This is a genomic window from Larkinella fluvii (assembly GCF_051857545.1).
Taxonomy (GTDB): Bacteria; Bacteroidota; Bacteroidia; order Cytophagales; family Spirosomataceae; genus Larkinella.
This window is the reverse complement of sequence record NZ_JBPZHB010000010.1, coordinates 25,808-43,771: the sequence shown is the minus strand read 5'-3', so window position 1 is coordinate 43,771 and position 17,964 is coordinate 25,808. Positions and strand designations below refer to the sequence as shown.

The window sequence follows — 17,964 nt, the reverse complement described above, 5'->3', positions numbered from 1 at the left end:
AGCAAATATGAATGGTTCGACGACCGTCGGCAACAAATCAGGCCATACCGGACTAACCGGCTGACAGAATGCGGATTTGAGGGGGTGAAACACTTGGTACGGCTCTACACGGTTTCCGTCAGCGGTTTATTGAAATCCATCCGGTATGTTTACCGGAGTGGAAGATTTTGGTCAGCTTTGGAATTCAAACCAGCCTATGTGGATGCTACAAGTATGAAAAAAGGAGAAAATACGGACTTTGCAGGACTAACGGAGCTTCAAAAACACCTGGTTTTTAGCATCATTACGGCCATACCAATCTATCTTGCGAGTAATTTGTATACCCAATCCATTGTTACGCGGGATGATGAAGAAGCGGCTTTAGCCGCCACAGCTTTCTTTTTAGGAGGCATTTATACGGGTCGGTATATTTCACAAATGTGGGCGTCAAAAAAAATACCGCTCCGCCTTTTTATTGGCTTATTTTTTTTTAGCATTCTCTGCATTTGCTGGATTTTTTTTCACGCCGATTTTCCGCTTCAAGGCACTCGGGTTTTCCTGAATCTAATCCTGTTTTATTTACCGCTTTTCCTGCTGAGTATTGCCATTGGAATGCTCATTAAACTGGGACGAATGACCGTTAAAAATCAGTTGCAGGAATCGAAAGCCGTGGCCGAACAGAGTCAGAGCGAGTTGCATCTTCTCCAGTCTCAGTTAAGTCCTCATTTTCTATTTAATACCCTGAATAATTTATACGGGATTTCGATTTCCCAACACGAGAAAATTCCCACGCTATTGTTAAAGCTTTCTGATTTGCTCCGGTATTCGGTGTATGATGCCAAGGAACTATTTGTACCCTTGCGGGACGAGCTGTCCTACATCAACAACTACATCGATTTCGAGAAAATTCGCATCGGCGACCGGCTTACTTTGACCACTGCGATTGAGGATCTGACCCATGCCGATATAAAAATTGCGCCCATGTTACTCATTGTGTTTATCGAAAATGCCTTCAAGCATTCCAAAAACACGACAGAACCGTATATTTCGATTGATATTCACCTGAAAACCTGGGGAAATTTTCTCCTGTTTTCCGTGAAGAATTCACATGGTGCAACGTCTGGTGAGAGCGGTTTTCTGGAAAAAAACAGCGGTTTGGGGTTGGCGAATGTGAAGAAAAGACTGGATTTGCTGTACCCAAACGCCTACGAACTCACCATACAGAACGAAGGCGGTTTTTATCAGGTCATGTTGCAACTGAAAGTAAAATGAACCCAATCCACTGTTTGATCGTGGATGACGAACCCATTGCCCGGGACATCATCCAGACCTATTGCAGTCATTTCCCGAATTTGAAAGTCGTAGCGTCCTGCAGCAATGCGCTGGAAGCCAAAGCGGAACTTCAAAAACAGCCCATCGACCTACTCTTTCTGGACATTAATATGCCGGTTTTGAACGGGATTTCTTTTTTGAAAACGCTCAGGAATCAGCCGCAGGTTATCTTCACAACCGCCTACAAAGAATACGCGGTAGATGCCTTCGACTTATCGGCCATTGACTATTTATTAAAACCATTTTCGCTGGAACGGTTCATGGTTGCGGTTGACAAAGCGCTGGAACGATTACAGCCTAATCCTGTAAGTATTCAAGAAATAACGGAGAAAAACACCGAAGATTATCTATTTGTAAAAACTGACGGAAAAATTTACAAAATCTTTTATTCAGATTTGTTATACGCGGAAGCCAGCGGCAATTACACCAAAATTATAACGACGCAAAACACGATTCTGCCCGGTATGACCTTCTCCAGTTTCGAAAAATTGCTACCCAAATCCCGGTTTCTCCGGGTTCATCGCTCCTTCCTTATCAACAAATCGAAGATCACGCACATCGAAGGAAACCGGATTTTTATTGGCAAAAATGAAATCCCAATTGGCAGTAATTACCGTGACGGTTTTTTGAAGTCGCTGGGCTTGTAACGCAGCTTTATTCTCCCTCAACACGAAAGATGGACAGCAAGTGGGTCCGGTACCCGGAAAAACAAAATACAAAAAAGGAGTTTAGAATCGCTTGGAAATCCGGTTGTGGGTCACCGTCCGCTGCTGGTTCGATTTAAACCGGGCATCTTCCACCACCGACAAAGCCGCGTGTTTGGTAGCCCGACCCTGAACCCTTGCCCGCCACTTTCGCCACGAGGCCGGTTTCAGTTGCCGGCGCATGACATCGATCACTTCCTGTTCTGAAAGCCCAAACTGAGCTTCGATGGCGTCAAAGGGGGTGCGATCTTCCCACGCCATTTCGACAATGCGGTCCAGGTCTGTTTCTCTTAGCTCAAGTGCCGGTTTGGAACGTTTCATACCGGCATAACGAACCAGGCTTTCACATAATTCCCCCGCAGTGTCCCAGGCAAAAACAAATGCGTTGGACGCGTAACTGACGCCTGACCTTAAACTGGGGGGCCAAAAAGAATGTTGAACACCTCGCGGGCGGATTTTGCCCTTCGCAGGTCGCGGCCAATCTCGACCCAGACGTGGAAGTTCAGATACACCGGGTTGAACGATTCCACCGGTTTGGTCAGGCCGTAAACCGGTGCTTCATCTTCTTCCTGAAACGTTCCGAACAGGCGGTCCCAGATGATGAGTGATGAGCCGAAATTCTTGTCCAGATAGCGGTCGTTGCTGCCGTGGTGAACCCGGTGATGGGAAGGCGTCACGAAAAAAAATTCAAACCAACGCGGCAACTTCCCGATCATTTCGGTATGAATCCAGAACTGGTACAACAAATCGATCTGGTAGCAGGTCAGAATGACAACAGGATTAATGCCTGATACCCAGGCCGGTATAAAGAAGACCAATTTCAAATGCTGGGTCCACGAATTGCGGAAAGCCGTCGAGAAATTCAGGTGTTCCGATGAATGGTGCGTGACATGCGTAGCCCACCAGACGCGCTGTTTGTGGGCAATCCAGTGCGCCGTGTAATTGCATAAATCAATCAGCGCGTAGGCCAGCAGCCAGGTCCACCACCGGGTTTCGAGCCGCCAGGGCGTGAGGTGGTAGAAAAACAATGCCATCCCGAAAACGCTGGTTTTCAAAATGGCATTGATCAGCAGACTTCCGGCTCCAATGCCCACCGATGACCAGAAGTCACGGCTTTGATACCGGTGTTCCTCGTCGTGGCGGGTCAGCCAGAACTCCAAAAGGACGGAGCCAAACACCACCGGAGCGGCATAGGCTGTCAGGGGGAGCAGTTCGTGCTCCAGTTGTTGCAAGTCCATCAGGTCGTTGTCATTTACTGTTCGACCCTATGACAGCCAATGGAAGCCTTCCCCCTATTGAATAGTTAAAAAAATGTTAAATGAAAAATGATGAATGTCAAATGCAAAAGTGGCTCACTTGTCCACACTTTTACATTTGACATTCATCATTTTTCATTTAACATTCCTACTTGACTAAAGAACAAGGCATTTGTTGAATCAAAGCTGTGCGCTTCCCGATGGCAACTCGGTCGGCTGATTCAGCGCGGCTTCTACATCATCTTTCTCCATAATTTCTTTAAACCGGTAGAGATCTTTTTCAATCATCTGCGAAAAAGTCGGGTTAAAGAGCTTCATCAGTGCGCTGCCGATCTGGCCCACGGGTGGCCGGTAGTGGATGGTAGCGAGAATTTCGGTTCCAAAACCGTCTGCCGAATCCCGAAACCGCACCTCACCCGCATTATCGACCCGGGCCCCTTCTACGGATTTCCAGACCAAACGTTCGTTGGGTGTTTCGTGGATAAGCTGCGCATCCCATTCCAGGGTTCCAATGGCTTCGGCCACGGCACCTCCAGACGACGAAGCCTGGGCAATCCAGTGGGAATGCGTTGAATCCAGTTGACGTACTTCTTTCAGGTGGGACATAAACCGGGGCAGATTCTCCAGTTTCCGCCAGAACTGATACACCTCTTCACGGGGCTTATAAATGGTCATACCGGCCGAAATTTCAATGGGTTTCACCGCCGTTGCTTCACCCTGCGCCGTATTTCGACCCACAGTCTCACTCACAGGACAATGACCCGACAACCCCCGGTAGGCCAAATAACCGCCCGCGGCTGCCAGCAGAAGCCCGCTTAACGAGCCCCCTTTCAGACCAAACGCTACGAGCAAAGCTCCTCCGGCAGTCGACCAAACCCGCTCTTCTTCTCCGACATTGATTCGGCTCGATCCGCTTACAACCGGTTCGATTCCGGACTGACCCGAAACCGGTGTTCCTGTATTCGTCATACCTTTCTTTTTTTGCGTTCTAGTTTGCAGAATAACCCGATTCCGGAATCAGATGTTTGGATTTTTTTGGTACTGGCAAACTTCTTCTGAATAGAATCCACAATTGGTGACCAAATGGAGGGGATTCAAGCCCTCCGTACTTTGATTATTGCGATTAAATGATTAACTATGATTTCTTGTTGACGAACGTCGACAATTATAATCTCTTAAGTCTGTACACGTAAATTTTTGAACATGGGAAAAGGAGATGTTAAAACCAAGCGCGGTAAAATCTGGCGCGGTTCATACGGCGTAACACGCCCTAAACTGAAGGATCAACGAGGAAAAATAGCCAAGGTTGTCAAGGAATAGCCCGCTATTTTCCACAGAAAAGCCCCGCCAGATAAACGGCGGGGCTTTTTTATGGTATACCTTTTGCGGCATTTCATCCGAACTCTGCATCCTGCCATGGCCAAAAATAAACCGAACGGACAACGGACGAACCCGTCGCGTCCTCAGGCGATACCTGCCTCTTCTCCTTTAAAACCGACCCAGCCAGCACCTCCCGCGCTGACGAAAAAGGGCTACCAAATCTACTTCTGGCTCCCGCTGCTGCTGCTGGCGGTTTTTATGGCCTACGCCTTCGGGTTCAGCAACGGGTTTGTGGACTGGGATGATTCGGAATATGTTTTCGGAAATCCGTACGTTCTTGAACCCACCGCCGATCACGTCCGGACGTTGTTAAAGTCGGTGGTTGCGCTGAATTACCATCCGTTAACGATGCTGTCACTGGCCGCCAATTCAGCTTTATTCGGTCCGGAAGCCACGTCGTTTATTATTACCAATACGGCAATCCATCTTCTCAACACGTTCCTGATTTTTGGTTTTGCGTATCAGTTAAGCCATAGAAATCAGTGGGTTGCGCTATTTGTGGCCGCCCTATGGGGGCTTCACCCGATGCACGTCGAGTCGGTCATCTGGGTTTCGGAACGAAAAGATGTCCTCTACACCTTTTTCTTCCTGTCGGCCTGTCTGACCTACCTCCGCTATCGGATCTCAGGGTCAAGATTCTGGTTATTATTAACGTTTTTGTTGTTTGTAGCATCATGTATAGCAAAAGCGATGGCGGTCGTGCTGCCTTTTGTGCTGCTGTTGATCGACTATTGGAATGCGGGCGATCAGCCTCTTAAAAAGACGTTTAAACCGGCGGTTCTAGTTGAAAAACTCCCCTTTCTGCTGGTAGCGGTTTTCGTGGGTCTGGTGGCAACCAACGTGCAGGCCGGCGGTGATTTCCACGGCTGGCTGCTTCGGATTGCGGAGAAGAAAGACGCTGTCGGGCAGGAACCCTTTGCCGCCCGCTGGCTGGTCTACGGCAGCTACGGTTTTCTGATGTACCTGATTAAATTCGTCGCCCCCTTCCGTCTGTCAGCTTTTTATCCGTATCCCGAAAACGTCCGGAACATCGAGCCGCAACATTGGCTGGGACCGGTAGCTTTTCTGCTGGTGGTTGGTTACGCCGTCTGGCAATTGCTAACCGCAAAAACCGAGCGGCTGCGGCTGGTGGTTTTTGGTATCGGTTTTTTCCTGATTACTATTTTTCTGGTATTGCAATTCATGACCGTCGGAGCCGCCATCATGGCCGACCGGTACAGCTATCTCTCCTACTTTGGCCTGATCTTCCTGGTAGTCTACGGTTTGTATTTACTGACTGGCCAGAATCCTTCCCGGTTCCGACTGACCACCATCGGTTTAGGTGTGTTTACCGCCTTGTGTTTTTACCGAACGATTCAACAAGTGAAAGTCTGGAAAAACACCGAAACCCTCTGGCTCAATGCCCTCCAGTATTATCCCGATAACGATCAGATGCGCGAAGGCCTGGGCGACTATTATGGCAAAAATAACCGCATAGACGAAGCCATGCAGCAGTTCAAGGCCGCCGTGGAGAACGGCAGCAACCGCTATCATTGCTTTGAAGGACTGGGCAATGCCTACGGACTGAAAAATGACTATCCGAAAGCGCTGGAAATGTATAATCAGGCCATCCGGATGGATTCGACCAAGAGCGATGTGTATTATAACCGGGGGTTAACCTACAACAAAACCAGCCGTTTCCAGGATGCCCTGCGCGATTTCAACAAAGCCCTGACGCTGGCACCCGGCAAAGATTCGGTGGTGCTGACAGCGCGCGGTTTTACGTACCTGCAACTCAAACAATACCAGGAATCACTGTCTGATTATGAACGGTATTTGCGCTACAAACCCAACGATCCGACGGCCCTGCACAACCGAGGTGTCGACCGGTTTTACCTCGGCGACCGGCCGGGTGCCCTTGCAGACATTCGCCGGGCGGTGGCGCTGAAACCGGATTACGTAGAAGCGAAGAATAACCTCCGGCAGTTGGAACAGGCGGGGCAATAACCGTTTTTTGGTATATTTACACTCCACCATTTTCAGTAACTTACATGGGTAAATTTCACGATGCCATCAAGTCTCCCCACCAGACTTTCATCAAAAAACAACGTATTTTTTTCGTCAGTACTGCTCCGCTGCGTGGCGATGGTCGCGTCAATCTCTCGCCCAAAGGACTGGACTGTTTCCAGGTATTGTCGGACAAGCAGGTGGGCTACATGGACCTAATCAGCAGCGGCAACGAAACCTCGGCGCACACGTTGGAAAACGGTCGCATTACGATCATGTTCTGCTCGTTTGAAGGCCCACCCCTGATTTTGCGGCTGTATGGCAAAGGGCGAACGGTTTTGCCCGGTTCAGACGAATGGGCCATGTATGCACCGAATTTCACAATTTATCCGAGTACCCGGCAGCTTATTTTGGCCGATATCGACCTGGTGCAAACTTCCTGCGGGTTTGGCGTACCCTTGTTCGATTACGTCGGCGAGCGCGACATCCACTTTGAATGGGCTAAAAAAACTGGCACGAAAGGTCTTCAGGACTACGTCACCGAAAAAAATCTGACGAGTCTAGACGGTTTACCAACGAGCATCGGTCTGGAAAGAACGGAATCATTACGGCACTAAAACCACGACACCCCGTTTTTGGAAGCGTCTGCCATCCGGCTTTTCCTGATCCAGCCGATACGAGTAGGTTCCCGGCGGAACGGTTTTTCCCTGTTGCTTACCATCCCAACCAGTTAGAGCATCATCCGTCAAAAAAACCACCTCACCCCAGCGATTGAAAATCGTCAGCGTTGCCTTTCCGCTCAAAAGCCCCTGAAGCTGCCATTGGTCGTTAATGCCGTCGGCGTTGGGGCTGAAAGCGTCGGGCATGAACACCGTCGAGTCGGGAACCGGAGCGGGTTCTGGCGGTTTTGGGGGCGTATAACACACTTCCGCAGAAGGCGCAGCCTGTAAGCAGGTATCGGCGAGAATGAGTCGAAAACAAACTGCTACCGTCGTGTCCGCATCCAAACGGACCGTTGCATTCACCGCATCCGAACGATGGCTGGTTTGGACGTAGGTTCCGCCGGGCGACCGCTGTTCAATCCGGAAGCGGTTTCCGCCAGGATTGCTAATGGTTAGATTGATTGAATTGGCGCCGACGGCATGCACTTTGTCGATGACGGGGGTGATGGCTTTCGTATCGGGCCGGAAAGAAACCCGGGTTGTGCCGCCACAATTGCCGTAGAGATGTACGCCCCGTACGGAAATTACCCGCTGGTTATCGTCGGCGTAGGTATGAACGCCCATGGGAGAAGCGCCATCGAGCTGCTCCTGTGTACCATCGCCCCAATCGACCCGGTACCAGTTATATTGATACTCCGCCGACTTCGGAATGGTGACCATCACCCGCGTTTGACAGCCCGTTACCACCAGTTCGGGCGGTAGCGTGTCGTACACCTGAACAATGGCGCACACCCGAAGCTGGCGTCCGTCCTGTTCCGAATATTGCAGAACCCGGAATAGTCCGGGCTTTTGATAGGTAAAAACCGAGTCCCGGATCAAATCCGCATCTTTCACCGCTCCTCCCTGATAATCATACACATACCGAACGTTCGTCACATTTCGGAGGCCGCTCGTGGCGGTAATTTTCAGAGGCATGCAACCAATGCCGGGGCTAATCTGAAGCGAACCCGTAAACTGACCCGCCGAGGGTGTACACTGATCCGGCTGGGCAAGGCAAAAGCGGGAAATGAAAAGAAAGAATACAAGGAATAGAATCCCGGAACGATGCGTTACGGCTTTTGCGAGATTCATCGGTCGGGTGGTTTACACTAGGTCAACTTCACCGATTGGCCGGATTTGGCCGCCCGATAAATCGCTTCCACAATCCGGATGTCGCGCAGTCCTTCTTCGCCGGGGGCAATCAACGGTTTGTTGTTCATAATGGCGTCGGCATCGTCGTCCATCTGCATGGCCTGCTGGCGGGGAACGTCGTAGGGATGTTTGATTTTCACCCCGCCCGATGCTTCACCCGTCTGACCGTTGTAGGCCGAATACGGTTCCATTTTCAGGAATCCTTTCTCGCCGGTCACGTGCAGGAAATTCATGTTTATTCCGAAGCTGGTCTGAACAGCCGCCCGCGCCCCGCTCGGGAACACAAGTTGAGCCATCGTGGTTTCGTCAAGGCCGTTTTTGTAAATTTCGGGGCGGGTCGTATACTGCTGCGCGGTAACCGAAATCGGTTCTTCGCCCGTTGCCAGCCGCGCACCCTGCAACACGTAAACGCCCATGTCGTACATCACGCCCCCGCCCATTTCCTTTTTCTGCTTCCAGTGCGTGGTGCGGTTGTCGTTATACCCCGCCGAACAACTCACCATTTTGATTTTGCCGATTTTGCCGTCACGCAAAAACTTGATGTATTCCTGCGTATTCGGTTCGTGCTGCAGCCGGTAGCCAACGGCCAGCGAGCGTTTGTTCTGCTTGCAGGCATTGATCATGTCCTGGCACTCCTTCTCCGTCATGGCCATCGGCTTTTCCACCCAGACGTGTTTGCCCGCTTTGGCCGCCCGGATCACATACTCGCGATGCATGGACGGGGGCAAAATCACGTACACCACGTCGATGTCGGGGTTGTCCGCAATCTTATCGAAGTTCTGGTAGTTGTACACATTCTTTTCGGGAATGTTGTACTTCTTAGCCCAGTTCTCGGCTTTCGAGGGAGTTCCGGTTACAATGCCGGCCAGGTAACAATTTTTGGTCAGTTGCAAGGCTGGCGCGATCAGGTCCGTGCTGTAATAGCCCAGGCCCACCAGTGCTACTCCCAGGCGGTCTTTTTTGGGCGACTGCGCAATGGTCAAAGGCGAGAACGCCAGTGAAGAAGCAATCAAACCGGTTTGTTGCAGAAAAATCCGTCGAGTAGGCATAAAAGTAAGTTATGAATTAAAAGTTAAGAGTTAAAAATTAAAACGGGACGTTGATGCGTTAAAACGTTAAGCATCAGACCAATTTTTAACTTTTAACTCTTAACTTTTAACTCTTTATTCGTCGTAGCTTAAATTGTACTGCTTCAACACATCGGCTGGAACACCTTCCCACTGGTTGGGGGTGTTGCCGACGTAGCCGAGGTCTTTGATGCCCATCTGGCTGGTGAAAAAACCGGTCGCGACAAACCCGCGCATCATGTTGAAAAACGCGACGCCCTGCGACATTTCCGGCTTGGCTTTACCCGGATAGGCGATTTCATCCACGATTTCGATTTGCTGGGCTTTAAGACAATCGGCAAATTTCTTACCAAACCGCTTCGTACACACGTTGTCGAGCCAGCGAAGCCCACCGCGCATCGGCGTCTGCCACTGCGGCTGGTCTTTCATCATAAACTCAATAAACGCCGGGGTTCCGGCCTGCGACGCACTGCCGGATTTGGCATCGGCCGGAATGATGATGTCTCCCAACACAGTGACGGTTTTCAGTTCGTGGGGCGTAAAAAACTTGTCGGCATTCAGTTTGGCATCACGCTCCGCTTCAAATTTCTGACGACCACCGGGAATTTTCACCGGTTTGACATCGGGGGGCATGATGGATTCGGCAGCGGAAATCTGCGGATTCAAACCGGCAAATCCCAGGCTGCTGAGGGTTATGGCTTTGAGAGAATCTCTACGTTTCATATTTATGCGGGTTTACGGTTTACGGTTTTCAGTTTACGGTTGGCTGACGCATTCATTTCGTGTGTGCGTCAGTCAACCGTAAACTGAAAACCGTAAACCGAATACCATAAATTAGATATTCTTTTGTTTGACCTGATCGATGATGTAGTCGGAAGTCCGCCAGGAGTTGGCCAGGATCGTCCACGTCACGTTTTTGTCGCCCTGCGACGGGAAAGCGGCCGCATCGACCACGAACAGATTCTTGACGTCGTGCGCCTGCGAATACTTGTTCAGCACCGAGTTTTTCGGGTCGTTCCCCATCCGTGCCGTGCCGATTTCGTGGATAATTTTACCGGGAGCCTCCAGACCGTAGTTGGTTTCCGGACCCGGTTTTTTCCCCAGCGCAATACCGCCCATCGCATGGATGATTTCCTCGAAGGTATCCTGCATGTGTTTGGCCTGCTTGATCTCGGCTTCGCCCCATTTGTAGTTGAAACGCAGCGTCGGAATCCCGTATTTATCGACCGTGTTCGGGTCGATTTCGCAGTAGTTGCTTTCCAGCGGAACGGGTTCGCCCCGACCGGCCATCCCGATGTTGGCTCCGTAGAACCGGCGGAAGTCGTCTTTCAGATCCGCACCGTAGCCACCGGCTGCTTTTGGCTTGCCATCGCGACCTGGCACAATGCTGTTCCGGCCTTCCATGCCAAAGCCAAAACCATACATCGGCATGCCCATACCGCCACCGTATTCGATGTGATAGCCGCGTGGGAAATCGAGTTTCTTGTTATCGAGCCACCAGGGCGAATAGACGTGCGCACCGCCCACGCCATCTTCGTTATACCGCTTGCGATCCATCAGGGCCGGAATGAAGGCCCCGCGTGAAGCACCCGTTGAGTCGTTGAGGTATTTTCCAACCACACCGCTGGAATTGGCGAGTCCGTTCTGGAAACGGGCCGACTTGGAGTTGAGCAGCAAACGCGCCGTTTCGCAGGTACTGGCCGCCAGAACCACCACTTTGCCCATCACCGACTGTTCGGTCATGGTTGGCACATCGACGTAGGACACGCCGGTAGCCAGACCGGTTTTCGGATCGGTGATCACCTCACGGGCCATCGCGCCATTGATCAGCGTAACCCGACCGGTTTTCACCGCCGGAATACACAACACCGACGACGACGAGAAGTCGGCATAAGCCTGACAGGCCCGGCCACACTGGGCGCAGTAGAAACAGCCGCCCCGGTCGTGAATGGGTTTGGTCAGAATCGAAAGCCGCGAGGGAATAACCGGCACACCGATGCTCTTCCCGGCTTTCTTGATCATCAATTCGTGCAGACGCGGTTTGGGGGGTGGCAAAAACCGGCCATCGGGCGCATCCCGTAGCCCTTCTTTCGAGCCAAACACCCCAATCAGGTCATCTACTTTGTCATAATAGGGCGCGTAGTCTTCGTAGCTCAGTGGCCAGTCTTCACCAATTCCCGTCAAGCTTTTTCGTTTGAAATCGTCGGGACCCATCCGCAGAGAAATCCGGCCCCAGTGGTTGGTCCGACCACCCAGCATCCGGGAACGGAACCAGTGAAATTCGGTGCCTTTGACAGCCGAATATGGTTCACCTTCAATTTCCCAACCGCCCCAGGCCGCATCGAAATCACCAAACGCACGCGTTGTTCCGGCACCACGACGGGGCGACTCATACGCCCATTTTAACTGGTTAATATACTTAGGATCAGCCGGGTCGAAATACCCGCCGGCTTCGAGCAAACAAACCGTGGCACCCGCTTTGGAAAGCTGATAAGCCGCCATTCCGCCCCCGGCTCCCGAGCCAACAATGACAACGTCGTAAACTTTCGCTGCCTTTTTTATTTGTGGAACATCCATTGAATTTTGGTTTAGTGAGTAGGTCACTGAAGTGATTACGTGAATACGCTGCTAAAAGTAATACCGAATGGGATAAATATCCATTTTTTTAACAGAAAAGCAACTATCCACTTCCATCATTACTCCTAAAATCGTTCGGGAGACTACACGAGTGTTTCGATTTTTTTGCGGAGCAACTGCTTTTCGGCGCCGGACGAGGTGAGGTGCAGGGCCCGTTGGTAATGTTGGCGGGCGCGGTCGGTCTGGTGGAGCAGGGCATACAGGTCACCCAGAATCGCATGGTAATACTGATTCGTCTCCAGCTCCTTGATTTGTAAAACCGCCAGCAGAGCCTCCATCGGGCCGTCTACTTCGGCAAGCGCCACTGCCCGGTTCAGCGCCACAACGGGGCCAGGTTTCCGGTCGAGCAGCAAATCGTAGTAACGGAGTATGGACGTCCAGTCCGTTTTTTCGTAGGTGGGTGCCAGGCAATGCTGCATGGCAATGGCGGCTTCGAGGTGGTAGTCAGAGAGTTCGTGGCCTGTCGCCGAAGCCGTCAGTTGGCGTTTTCCCTGCGCAATCAGCGCCTGGTTCCATTGCGTCCGATCCTGATCCTTCAGGAGAATGATGGCACCCGTCGCATCCGTCCGGGCTTCGAAGCGGGCCACCTGGAAACACATCAACGCCAGCAAAGCGTGGGCCGAAGGGGTGGTGGTCCGGGGTGTTTGGGTGAGCAGCAGCGTCAGGCGCATGGCTTCTTCGCACAAATCCTGCCGGATGAGCGTGTCGGGGTGCGACGAGGTATAGCCTTCATTAAACAACAGATAAATGCTTTTCAAAACCGCATTCACGCGAATGGGCAACTGTGGTCCGGTTGGCACTTCCAGCCGGATTTCGTTGGCCCGAATTTTTTCTTTGGCCCGATAAATTCGCTTGGTGATGGTTTCTTCGCTGGTCAGAAAAGCGTTGGCAATTTCGCGGATGCTCAACCCGCAAAGAATTTTCAGACACATCGCCACCTGCGACTCAAACGGCAGCGACGGATGACAGCAGGCAAACAGCATCCGCAACTGGCTGTCGTTGATCTCGTCTTCGAAAAAAAACCGCTCCATCATTTCTTCGTCCTGCCGTTCGCTGGCCCAGTCTCCGCTGATTTGCCGGAACAATTTCTCGCGACGAACCACGTCCAGTGCCTTGTTTTTGGCTACCCGGTAGAGCCAGGCCGAGGGGTTTTCGGGAATGCCCTGAAACGGCCAGCTTCGCAGGGCCTGCACCATCGCATCCTGCACAATATCCTCCGCCAGCTCAATCCGGTCGAACCCCAGCATGGCCGCCAATACCGATACCATCCGGCCTGCTTCATGCCGGAAAAGGTGCGCGACGAGTTGGGAAGAATCGGAAGATGACACGGATTTTTAAAGGAATTTCAAATGTAAAATGATGAACGTCAAATGTAAAAGTGAATGGCGTATCCGGCTATTTTTACATTTGGCGTTCATCATTTTACATTTGAAATTTCATTTATTCAAATTTCTGAATCTGCCGCACTTCTACTTTTCCCCCGGTTTCAAACATAGGGCAGCCCTGCGCCAGTTCGATGGCTTCGTCGAAGGTATCGGCGGTTAAAAGCATGTAGCCGCCAACGATTTCCTTGCCTTCCGTAAACGGGCCATCGGTGACCACTTTGCCGCCGTCGGTCAGCACTTTCCCGGCGGGCAGCAACGCTTCGGTTGCGATCATTTTTCCCTGAGCGGCAATTCCGCCAATCCAGGTGTTCCATTTCTCAATTTCGGCCTGAAAGTCTTCGGGTGACAGGTCCTGAAAGGCGGTTTCATCCATTTGTTGTCCGTGAAAAATCAGCATGAACTTTTCCATTTGTGTACTGCGGTTAAACGTGATGAGTTGATTTTTGACGCTAAGACGAACGAAGGAATGGAAACCGGACAGGAAATTCAAAATTATTTTTTGGATGGGAACACGGATCAGACGGATTGAACAGGTCAAAAACGGTTTTTATCAGCATAAATCCGTTTTAATCCGTTCAATCCGTGTTCCCATCCAAAATTGTACCTTTGCAATATGGCACAAATTGGAACAGACGTTCAGCAGGCAAAAGACTTCCTGGAAGCGGGAAAAGTGATCGGACTGCCCACCGAAACCGTATATGGACTGGCGGGCAACGCCCTGAATCCGGACGCCGTTCTGGAGATCTTCAAGGTCAAAAACCGTCCTTCGTTCGATCCGCTCATCGTTCATACCGATTCGATCGATAAGGTCGAGTCGTTCGTGACACGGATTCCGGAACCGGCGCGTCGGCTCGCGGAGCGATTCTGGCCCGGCCCGCTGACGATTTTATTGCCCAAAAAACCGATCATTCCCGATCTCGTCACCTCGGGTCTGGAAAACGTCGCAATCCGGATTCCCAACCATCCGATGGCCCTCAAACTGCTGTCTCTGCTCGATTTTCCGCTGGCGGCTCCGAGTGCCAATCCCTTCGGCTACATCAGTCCTACCACCGCCCGGCACGTGGCCGATCAGTTGGGCGACCAGATTCCGTATGTGCTGGATGGTGGCTCCTCCAACGTAGGCATCGAATCGACCATCATCGGGTTTGTGGAAGGGGGGCCGATTGTGTACCGGCTGGGCGGCATGACGCTGGAAAAACTGGAAGCCATTGTCGGTAAGGTGTCGGTCCGCAGCCACTCGACCTCCAACCCGAAGGCACCGGGGATGTTGAGTAGCCATTATGCGCCCCGCAAACCGCTTTTTCTCAAAACCCCGGAGCAGGCGCTGGCGACCTACCAGCCCGAGCGCATCGGGGTGCTAGCCTTTGATGCCATGACGCGGCTGATTCCGTTGGAGAACCAGCAAATTCTGTCGATTACGGGCGACGTTTCCGAAGCCGCCAAAAACCTGTTCGCAGCCCTGCGTGCGCTCGATCAGTCGAACGTCGATGTTATTATAGCCGAACTGCTCCCCGAAACCGGGCTGGGCCGGGCCGTCAACGACCGCCTGCGCCGGGCTGCGTTCAAGTGAGAAGCGATGTTTGGGGTTTTTCGTAAACGGTAATCGGAACATCGATCAAAGGTTAGAACTTGCAGACCAATTGATTAGCGTCACCAATAAGACGCTTCAACAGACTTTGCTAGCGGCTACTATCCCACCCCATCATGAACACGTCTCTTTTTATAGCCCTCCTGGCCCTCGGCGCGTATAGTTCGTACAATCCGGAAGAAAAACCGCCCCAACAGGCCCTCAATCAGTACGTTGCCTTCCTGAACCAGTCGGTCGATGTCGTCTTTGACCGGATGCAGGTGTTGCAATCGTATTATGCCGCCACGAAGCAGTTTCGCACCCGGTCGGGCACGCTGATCCGGCTGCCGTCGTCGGGGCCGCTGGAAGACTATTACTTCCGAAAAGCCCTCGAAACAACCGATAGTGGCCTCCGGGCGGAGGAAAGCCAGCAACTCAACGGGGAAGCGGAAGCCCTCTGGCAATTGCTCGAAGCGTTCGACCAGTCGGGGAAAGCGCTGGAAACCTACGTCCGGCTGAACGATTACCAACGTGACGGTCTGAAAAAATCAGATGCATTATTGGCTGACCTTCAGAAACAGGCCGGGCAGATCAGCCGTAAACGGGACGCTTTTTTCCGCCAGATTCAACGGATTTACCGCGTTTATCAACCTTACGACGCCAGCGATCCGTACCTGAAACTGGAGCGTGAAATGGTTCAGATCCTGATTCGCGAAAAGCAAACGCTGGCCTCCTGGCCGTTTTCCCTCAACGAAGAAGCCCCTTCGGGCTGGCCTGTGGATAGCCTCCGCGATAGCATGCTGCACGACGCCGACCTGCTGGCCGGTTTTGGCAAAAATGAGTCAGCCATCGCCTACCCGGCTTCCAGCATGATCGGTTACTTCAAAAATGCGCTGCAATCCATTCTCGGTCTGAAACAGGACGCCATCAATGCCTATACCTTTGAGGCCAAAAAGTCGGCGCAACACGGTAATCGCGTGTATCTGAGCTTAATCAATCACTACAACAACGACCTGCTATCGAATTACCAGGCGTTTGTCAAGTACAGTGTCCCGACCAAACACCTGTTGGATTTTCCCAAATTCTGCCCAGTTTTTGTCCTGGAATCTGCGGGAATGGCAGCGCAAAAAACCGCCCGCACCGAACCTTTCCGGGATTTGCCACGGGTTCCGTTCAAAACCAATCCGTCGGCGGCTCCGGCTTCCGATGCTACTTTCCACGCCCTGAACGCCTACATCGACTTCATCAACGAGTCGCTGCGGCAGATGAATCACCTCCAGATTCAGGTGCGCAACTACCAGTCATCGGCCGAATACCACCGCTATCCCGACCCCAACCGGCGCCGGGGGCAGTTGACGTATTCGCACTCGGAATTCAAACTACCGCTGGCCGATTACCAGCTTCTCCTTAACGGCAGCAAACCCATTCCGGCGGAGTACCGAACCGCAATCAATACGCAGACGGAGGTGCTGATGAATATGTTAAAGGAAATGGACGGGCTTAGCATTGAGCTAATTGCCTACACGCAGGAAAAACAGTATGAACAGGACGGCCTGAAACTTTCCGACGCCATTCTGGACCGCTACGCCGTTTTGTTCGACCTATTCGATCAAAAAAAAGAGCAATTGTATCATGACGTTCGACGGATTCACGAACGTTACAAACCGGCGAATCCGGCCAGCTCTTGGCTCCTCGCCGGCAACGCGCTGCTCAAAGCCATCGACGACAACAAGACGGTTTTGTTCGGCATTCGGTCTTATTACGGGGACGAAACCACCCAGCTTCCCGCAACGGAAAAGCTGGAGGAAAACCGCCGGGCACTGATCACGGATGAATACAAAAACCTGAAAGGATTGACCCGCTACGGTCGCAGCAACGGCCTGTGCCCCTATTCACCCTACGAGGACGTGGCCGAAAATACCGGGCGGTTTGCCGAAAAGGCCCGCATGGTCAAACCGGTCTCTCCGACGAGTTCGCATCCCTACGAGTCGTTCTATTATTTCTACAACAACGAACTGGTTTATCAGTATAACAAGTTCAGCGAACTGGCCAAAACCGGCGTTCTGAAAACGGTTATGGAACCCAACCTGTTTGCGTTCCGGCGACCGGTGACCACCAGGCGAGTCGAGCCGGTTGCTGAAAAAGTCGAACCGGCGGCACCTGCTCCGACCCTTCCGGCACCGGTTTCCCTGCCGACACCCGCGCCAGCACCCACCGAAGCGGCTCCCACGCTGGACGGTTTTGCGACCAACAACATGGTGCTGCTGCTGGATGTTTCGGCCTCGATGGAGTCGCCGTATAAGATGCCGTTGCTGAAAAAATCCATCAAATCGCTGCTGCCGTTGCTGCGGCCCGAAGACCAGGTTTCGATTGTGGTGTATTCTGGAAAAGCCAAAGTGGTGTTGCCACCCACCTCCGGGTCGAAAACCGCCGACATTGCCCACGCCATCGACCAGCTCCGGTCGACCGGCGAAACCGACGGCAACGACGGCATCAAAACCGCCTACAAACTGGCCGAAAAACACTTCATTCCCTGGGGAAATAACCGAATCATTCTGGCTACCGATGGCGAATTCCCGATCAGCGAATCAGTATATGAACTAGTCGGACAATCAGCCCGTAAAGAGATCAATCTTACAGTGTTAACCTTTAGTCGAAATGTGGTTAATTCAGCCAACCTGAAAAGGTTAGCCACCTTAGGGCAAGGCAGTTATGAGCATGTTACTGAATCAAAAGCTCAGTTACAATTAATCCTTGAAGCCCAGGCCCGAAAAGCCCCCTGAATCCCCATTAACTCCTAACTCCTAACTCTTAACTC

The 17,964-nt window shown here is 51.9% G+C and carries 16 protein-coding genes; 7 read left to right on the top strand and 9 right to left on the bottom strand.

Going from position 1 to position 17,964, the window contains the following annotated elements; all coding sequences use genetic code 11:
• Nucleotides 1–213 precede the first annotated feature (213 nt).
• Nucleotides 214–1,251, top strand: coding sequence for a sensor histidine kinase (locus ACS5NO_RS25570; RefSeq protein ID WP_439417757.1), 1,038 nt, complete (start codon nucleotides 214–216; stop codon nucleotides 1,249–1,251).
• Nucleotides 1,248–1,958: a LytR/AlgR family response regulator transcription factor gene (locus ACS5NO_RS25565; protein WP_439417756.1), complete on the top strand. Its 711-nt coding sequence runs from the start codon at nucleotides 1,248–1,250 to the stop codon at nucleotides 1,956–1,958. Before ACS5NO_RS25570 ends, ACS5NO_RS25565 begins: the two co-directional genes overlap by 4 nt.
• Nucleotides 1,959–2,039: 81 nt before the next feature.
• On the opposite strand, the gene ACS5NO_RS25560 is transcribed toward ACS5NO_RS25565, so the two are convergent.
• The 3 genes from ACS5NO_RS25560 to ACS5NO_RS25550 all read right to left on the bottom strand — a co-directional run bounded on the left by ACS5NO_RS25560 (nucleotide 2,040) and on the right by ACS5NO_RS25550 (nucleotide 4,240).
• Nucleotides 2,040–2,336: a TIGR03643 family protein gene (locus tag ACS5NO_RS25560; protein ID WP_439417755.1), complete on the bottom strand. Its 297-nt coding sequence runs from the start codon at nucleotides 2,334–2,336 to the stop codon at nucleotides 2,040–2,042.
• An 89-nt stretch (nucleotides 2,337–2,425) separates the two neighbouring features.
• Entirely contained in the window at nucleotides 2,426–3,253 is an 828-nt protein-coding gene (locus ACS5NO_RS25555; RefSeq protein ID WP_439417754.1) for a sterol desaturase family protein, read from the bottom strand.
• Between the two features lie 198 nt (nucleotides 3,254–3,451).
• A complete protein-coding gene (locus ACS5NO_RS25550) occupies nucleotides 3,452–4,240 on the bottom strand; it encodes an SRPBCC family protein (RefSeq protein ID WP_439417753.1) in 789 nt (262 codons plus the stop codon).
• Between the two features lie 234 nt (nucleotides 4,241–4,474).
• Between ACS5NO_RS25550 and ACS5NO_RS25545 the strand changes: the two genes are divergently transcribed.
• The 3 genes from ACS5NO_RS25545 (at nucleotide 4,475) to ACS5NO_RS25535 (ending at nucleotide 7,254) form a co-directional block, all read left to right on the top strand.
• On the top strand, nucleotides 4,475–4,591 hold the full coding sequence (locus ACS5NO_RS25545; protein WP_114408947.1) for a 30S ribosomal protein THX: 117 nt from the start codon (nucleotides 4,475–4,477) through the stop codon (nucleotides 4,589–4,591).
• 96 nt (nucleotides 4,592–4,687) lie between these two features.
• Nucleotides 4,688–6,637: a tetratricopeptide repeat protein gene (locus tag ACS5NO_RS25540; RefSeq protein WP_439417752.1), complete on the top strand. Its 1,950-nt coding sequence runs from the start codon at nucleotides 4,688–4,690 to the stop codon at nucleotides 6,635–6,637.
• Between the two features lie 44 nt (nucleotides 6,638–6,681).
• Entirely contained in the window at nucleotides 6,682–7,254 is a 573-nt protein-coding gene (locus tag ACS5NO_RS25535) for a pyridoxamine 5'-phosphate oxidase family protein (RefSeq protein ID WP_439417751.1), read from the top strand.
• Here ACS5NO_RS25535 and ACS5NO_RS25530 read toward each other — a convergent pair.
• The 6 genes from ACS5NO_RS25530 to ACS5NO_RS25505 form a co-directional block, all read right to left on the bottom strand.
• On the bottom strand, nucleotides 7,243–8,430 hold the full coding sequence (locus ACS5NO_RS25530; RefSeq protein ID WP_439417750.1) for a T9SS type B sorting domain-containing protein: 1,188 nt from the start codon (nucleotides 8,428–8,430) through the stop codon (nucleotides 7,243–7,245). The two genes, ACS5NO_RS25535 and ACS5NO_RS25530, sit on opposite strands and share 12 nt — an antisense overlap.
• Before the next feature lie 17 nt (nucleotides 8,431–8,447).
• Nucleotides 8,448–9,539, bottom strand: coding sequence for a Gfo/Idh/MocA family protein (locus tag ACS5NO_RS25525; protein WP_439417749.1), 1,092 nt, complete (start codon nucleotides 9,537–9,539; stop codon nucleotides 8,448–8,450).
• Nucleotides 9,540–9,653: 114 nt separating this feature from the next.
• Entirely contained in the window at nucleotides 9,654–10,280 is a 627-nt protein-coding gene (locus ACS5NO_RS25520) for a gluconate 2-dehydrogenase subunit 3 family protein (protein WP_114408942.1), read from the bottom strand.
• 111 nt (nucleotides 10,281–10,391) lie between these two features.
• The gene (locus tag ACS5NO_RS25515) at nucleotides 10,392–12,134 is read right to left on the bottom strand and encodes a GMC oxidoreductase (protein WP_150874574.1); all 1,743 of its coding nucleotides are present in this window, start codon (nucleotides 12,132–12,134) and stop codon (nucleotides 10,392–10,394) included.
• A 143-nt stretch (nucleotides 12,135–12,277) separates the two neighbouring features.
• Nucleotides 12,278–13,522 carry an RNA polymerase sigma factor gene (locus ACS5NO_RS25510; protein ID WP_439417748.1) on the bottom strand — a complete coding sequence of 415 codons (1,245 nt, stop codon included), beginning with the start codon at nucleotides 13,520–13,522 and terminating at the stop codon, nucleotides 12,278–12,280.
• Between the two features lie 112 nt (nucleotides 13,523–13,634).
• A complete protein-coding gene (locus tag ACS5NO_RS25505; RefSeq protein WP_439417747.1) occupies nucleotides 13,635–13,988 on the bottom strand; it encodes a YciI family protein in 354 nt (117 codons plus the stop codon).
• Between the two features lie 204 nt (nucleotides 13,989–14,192).
• Between ACS5NO_RS25505 and ACS5NO_RS25500 the strand changes: the two genes are divergently transcribed.
• On the top strand, nucleotides 14,193–15,149 hold the full coding sequence (locus ACS5NO_RS25500) for an L-threonylcarbamoyladenylate synthase (protein WP_439417746.1): 957 nt from the start codon (nucleotides 14,193–14,195) through the stop codon (nucleotides 15,147–15,149).
• A 134-nt stretch (nucleotides 15,150–15,283) separates the two neighbouring features.
• On the top strand, nucleotides 15,284–17,929 hold the full coding sequence (locus tag ACS5NO_RS25495; protein ID WP_439417745.1) for a vWA domain-containing protein: 2,646 nt from the start codon (nucleotides 15,284–15,286) through the stop codon (nucleotides 17,927–17,929).
• Nucleotides 17,930–17,964: the final 35 nt, after the last annotated feature.

What these genes read in the sequence shown, in the direction of transcription:
- ACS5NO_RS25545 (WP_114408947.1), top strand. Translation starts at nt 4,475, where the DNA reads ATGGGAAAAGGAGATGTTAAAACCAAGCGCGGTAAAATCTGGCGCGGT.
- ACS5NO_RS25520 (WP_114408942.1), bottom strand. Translation starts at nt 10,280, where the DNA reads ATGAAACGTAGAGATTCTCTCAAAGCCATAACCCTCAGCAGCCTGGGA.
- ACS5NO_RS25540 (WP_439417752.1), top strand. Translation starts at nt 4,688, where the DNA reads ATGGCCAAAAATAAACCGAACGGACAACGGACGAACCCGTCGCGTCCT.
- ACS5NO_RS25525 (WP_439417749.1), bottom strand. Translation starts at nt 9,539, where the DNA reads ATGCCTACTCGACGGATTTTTCTGCAACAAACCGGTTTGATTGCTTCT.
- ACS5NO_RS25530 (WP_439417750.1), bottom strand. Translation starts at nt 8,430, where the DNA reads ATGAATCTCGCAAAAGCCGTAACGCATCGTTCCGGGATTCTATTCCTT.
- ACS5NO_RS25560 (WP_439417755.1), bottom strand. Translation starts at nt 2,336, where the DNA reads ATGAAACGTTCCAAACCGGCACTTGAGCTAAGAGAAACAGACCTGGAC.
- ACS5NO_RS25505 (WP_439417747.1), bottom strand. Translation starts at nt 13,988, where the DNA reads ATGGAAAAGTTCATGCTGATTTTTCACGGACAACAAATGGATGAAACC.
- ACS5NO_RS25495 (WP_439417745.1), top strand. Translation starts at nt 15,284, where the DNA reads ATGAACACGTCTCTTTTTATAGCCCTCCTGGCCCTCGGCGCGTATAGT.
- ACS5NO_RS25535 (WP_439417751.1), top strand. Translation starts at nt 6,682, where the DNA reads ATGGGTAAATTTCACGATGCCATCAAGTCTCCCCACCAGACTTTCATC.
- ACS5NO_RS25570 (WP_439417757.1), top strand. Translation starts at nt 214, where the DNA reads ATGAAAAAAGGAGAAAATACGGACTTTGCAGGACTAACGGAGCTTCAA.
- ACS5NO_RS25515 (WP_150874574.1), bottom strand. Translation starts at nt 12,134, where the DNA reads ATGGATGTTCCACAAATAAAAAAGGCAGCGAAAGTTTACGACGTTGTC.
- ACS5NO_RS25550 (WP_439417753.1), bottom strand. Translation starts at nt 4,240, where the DNA reads ATGACGAATACAGGAACACCGGTTTCGGGTCAGTCCGGAATCGAACCG.
- ACS5NO_RS25500 (WP_439417746.1), top strand. Translation starts at nt 14,193, where the DNA reads ATGGCACAAATTGGAACAGACGTTCAGCAGGCAAAAGACTTCCTGGAA.
- ACS5NO_RS25565 (WP_439417756.1), top strand. Translation starts at nt 1,248, where the DNA reads ATGAACCCAATCCACTGTTTGATCGTGGATGACGAACCCATTGCCCGG.
- ACS5NO_RS25555 (WP_439417754.1), bottom strand. Translation starts at nt 3,253, where the DNA reads ATGGACTTGCAACAACTGGAGCACGAACTGCTCCCCCTGACAGCCTAT.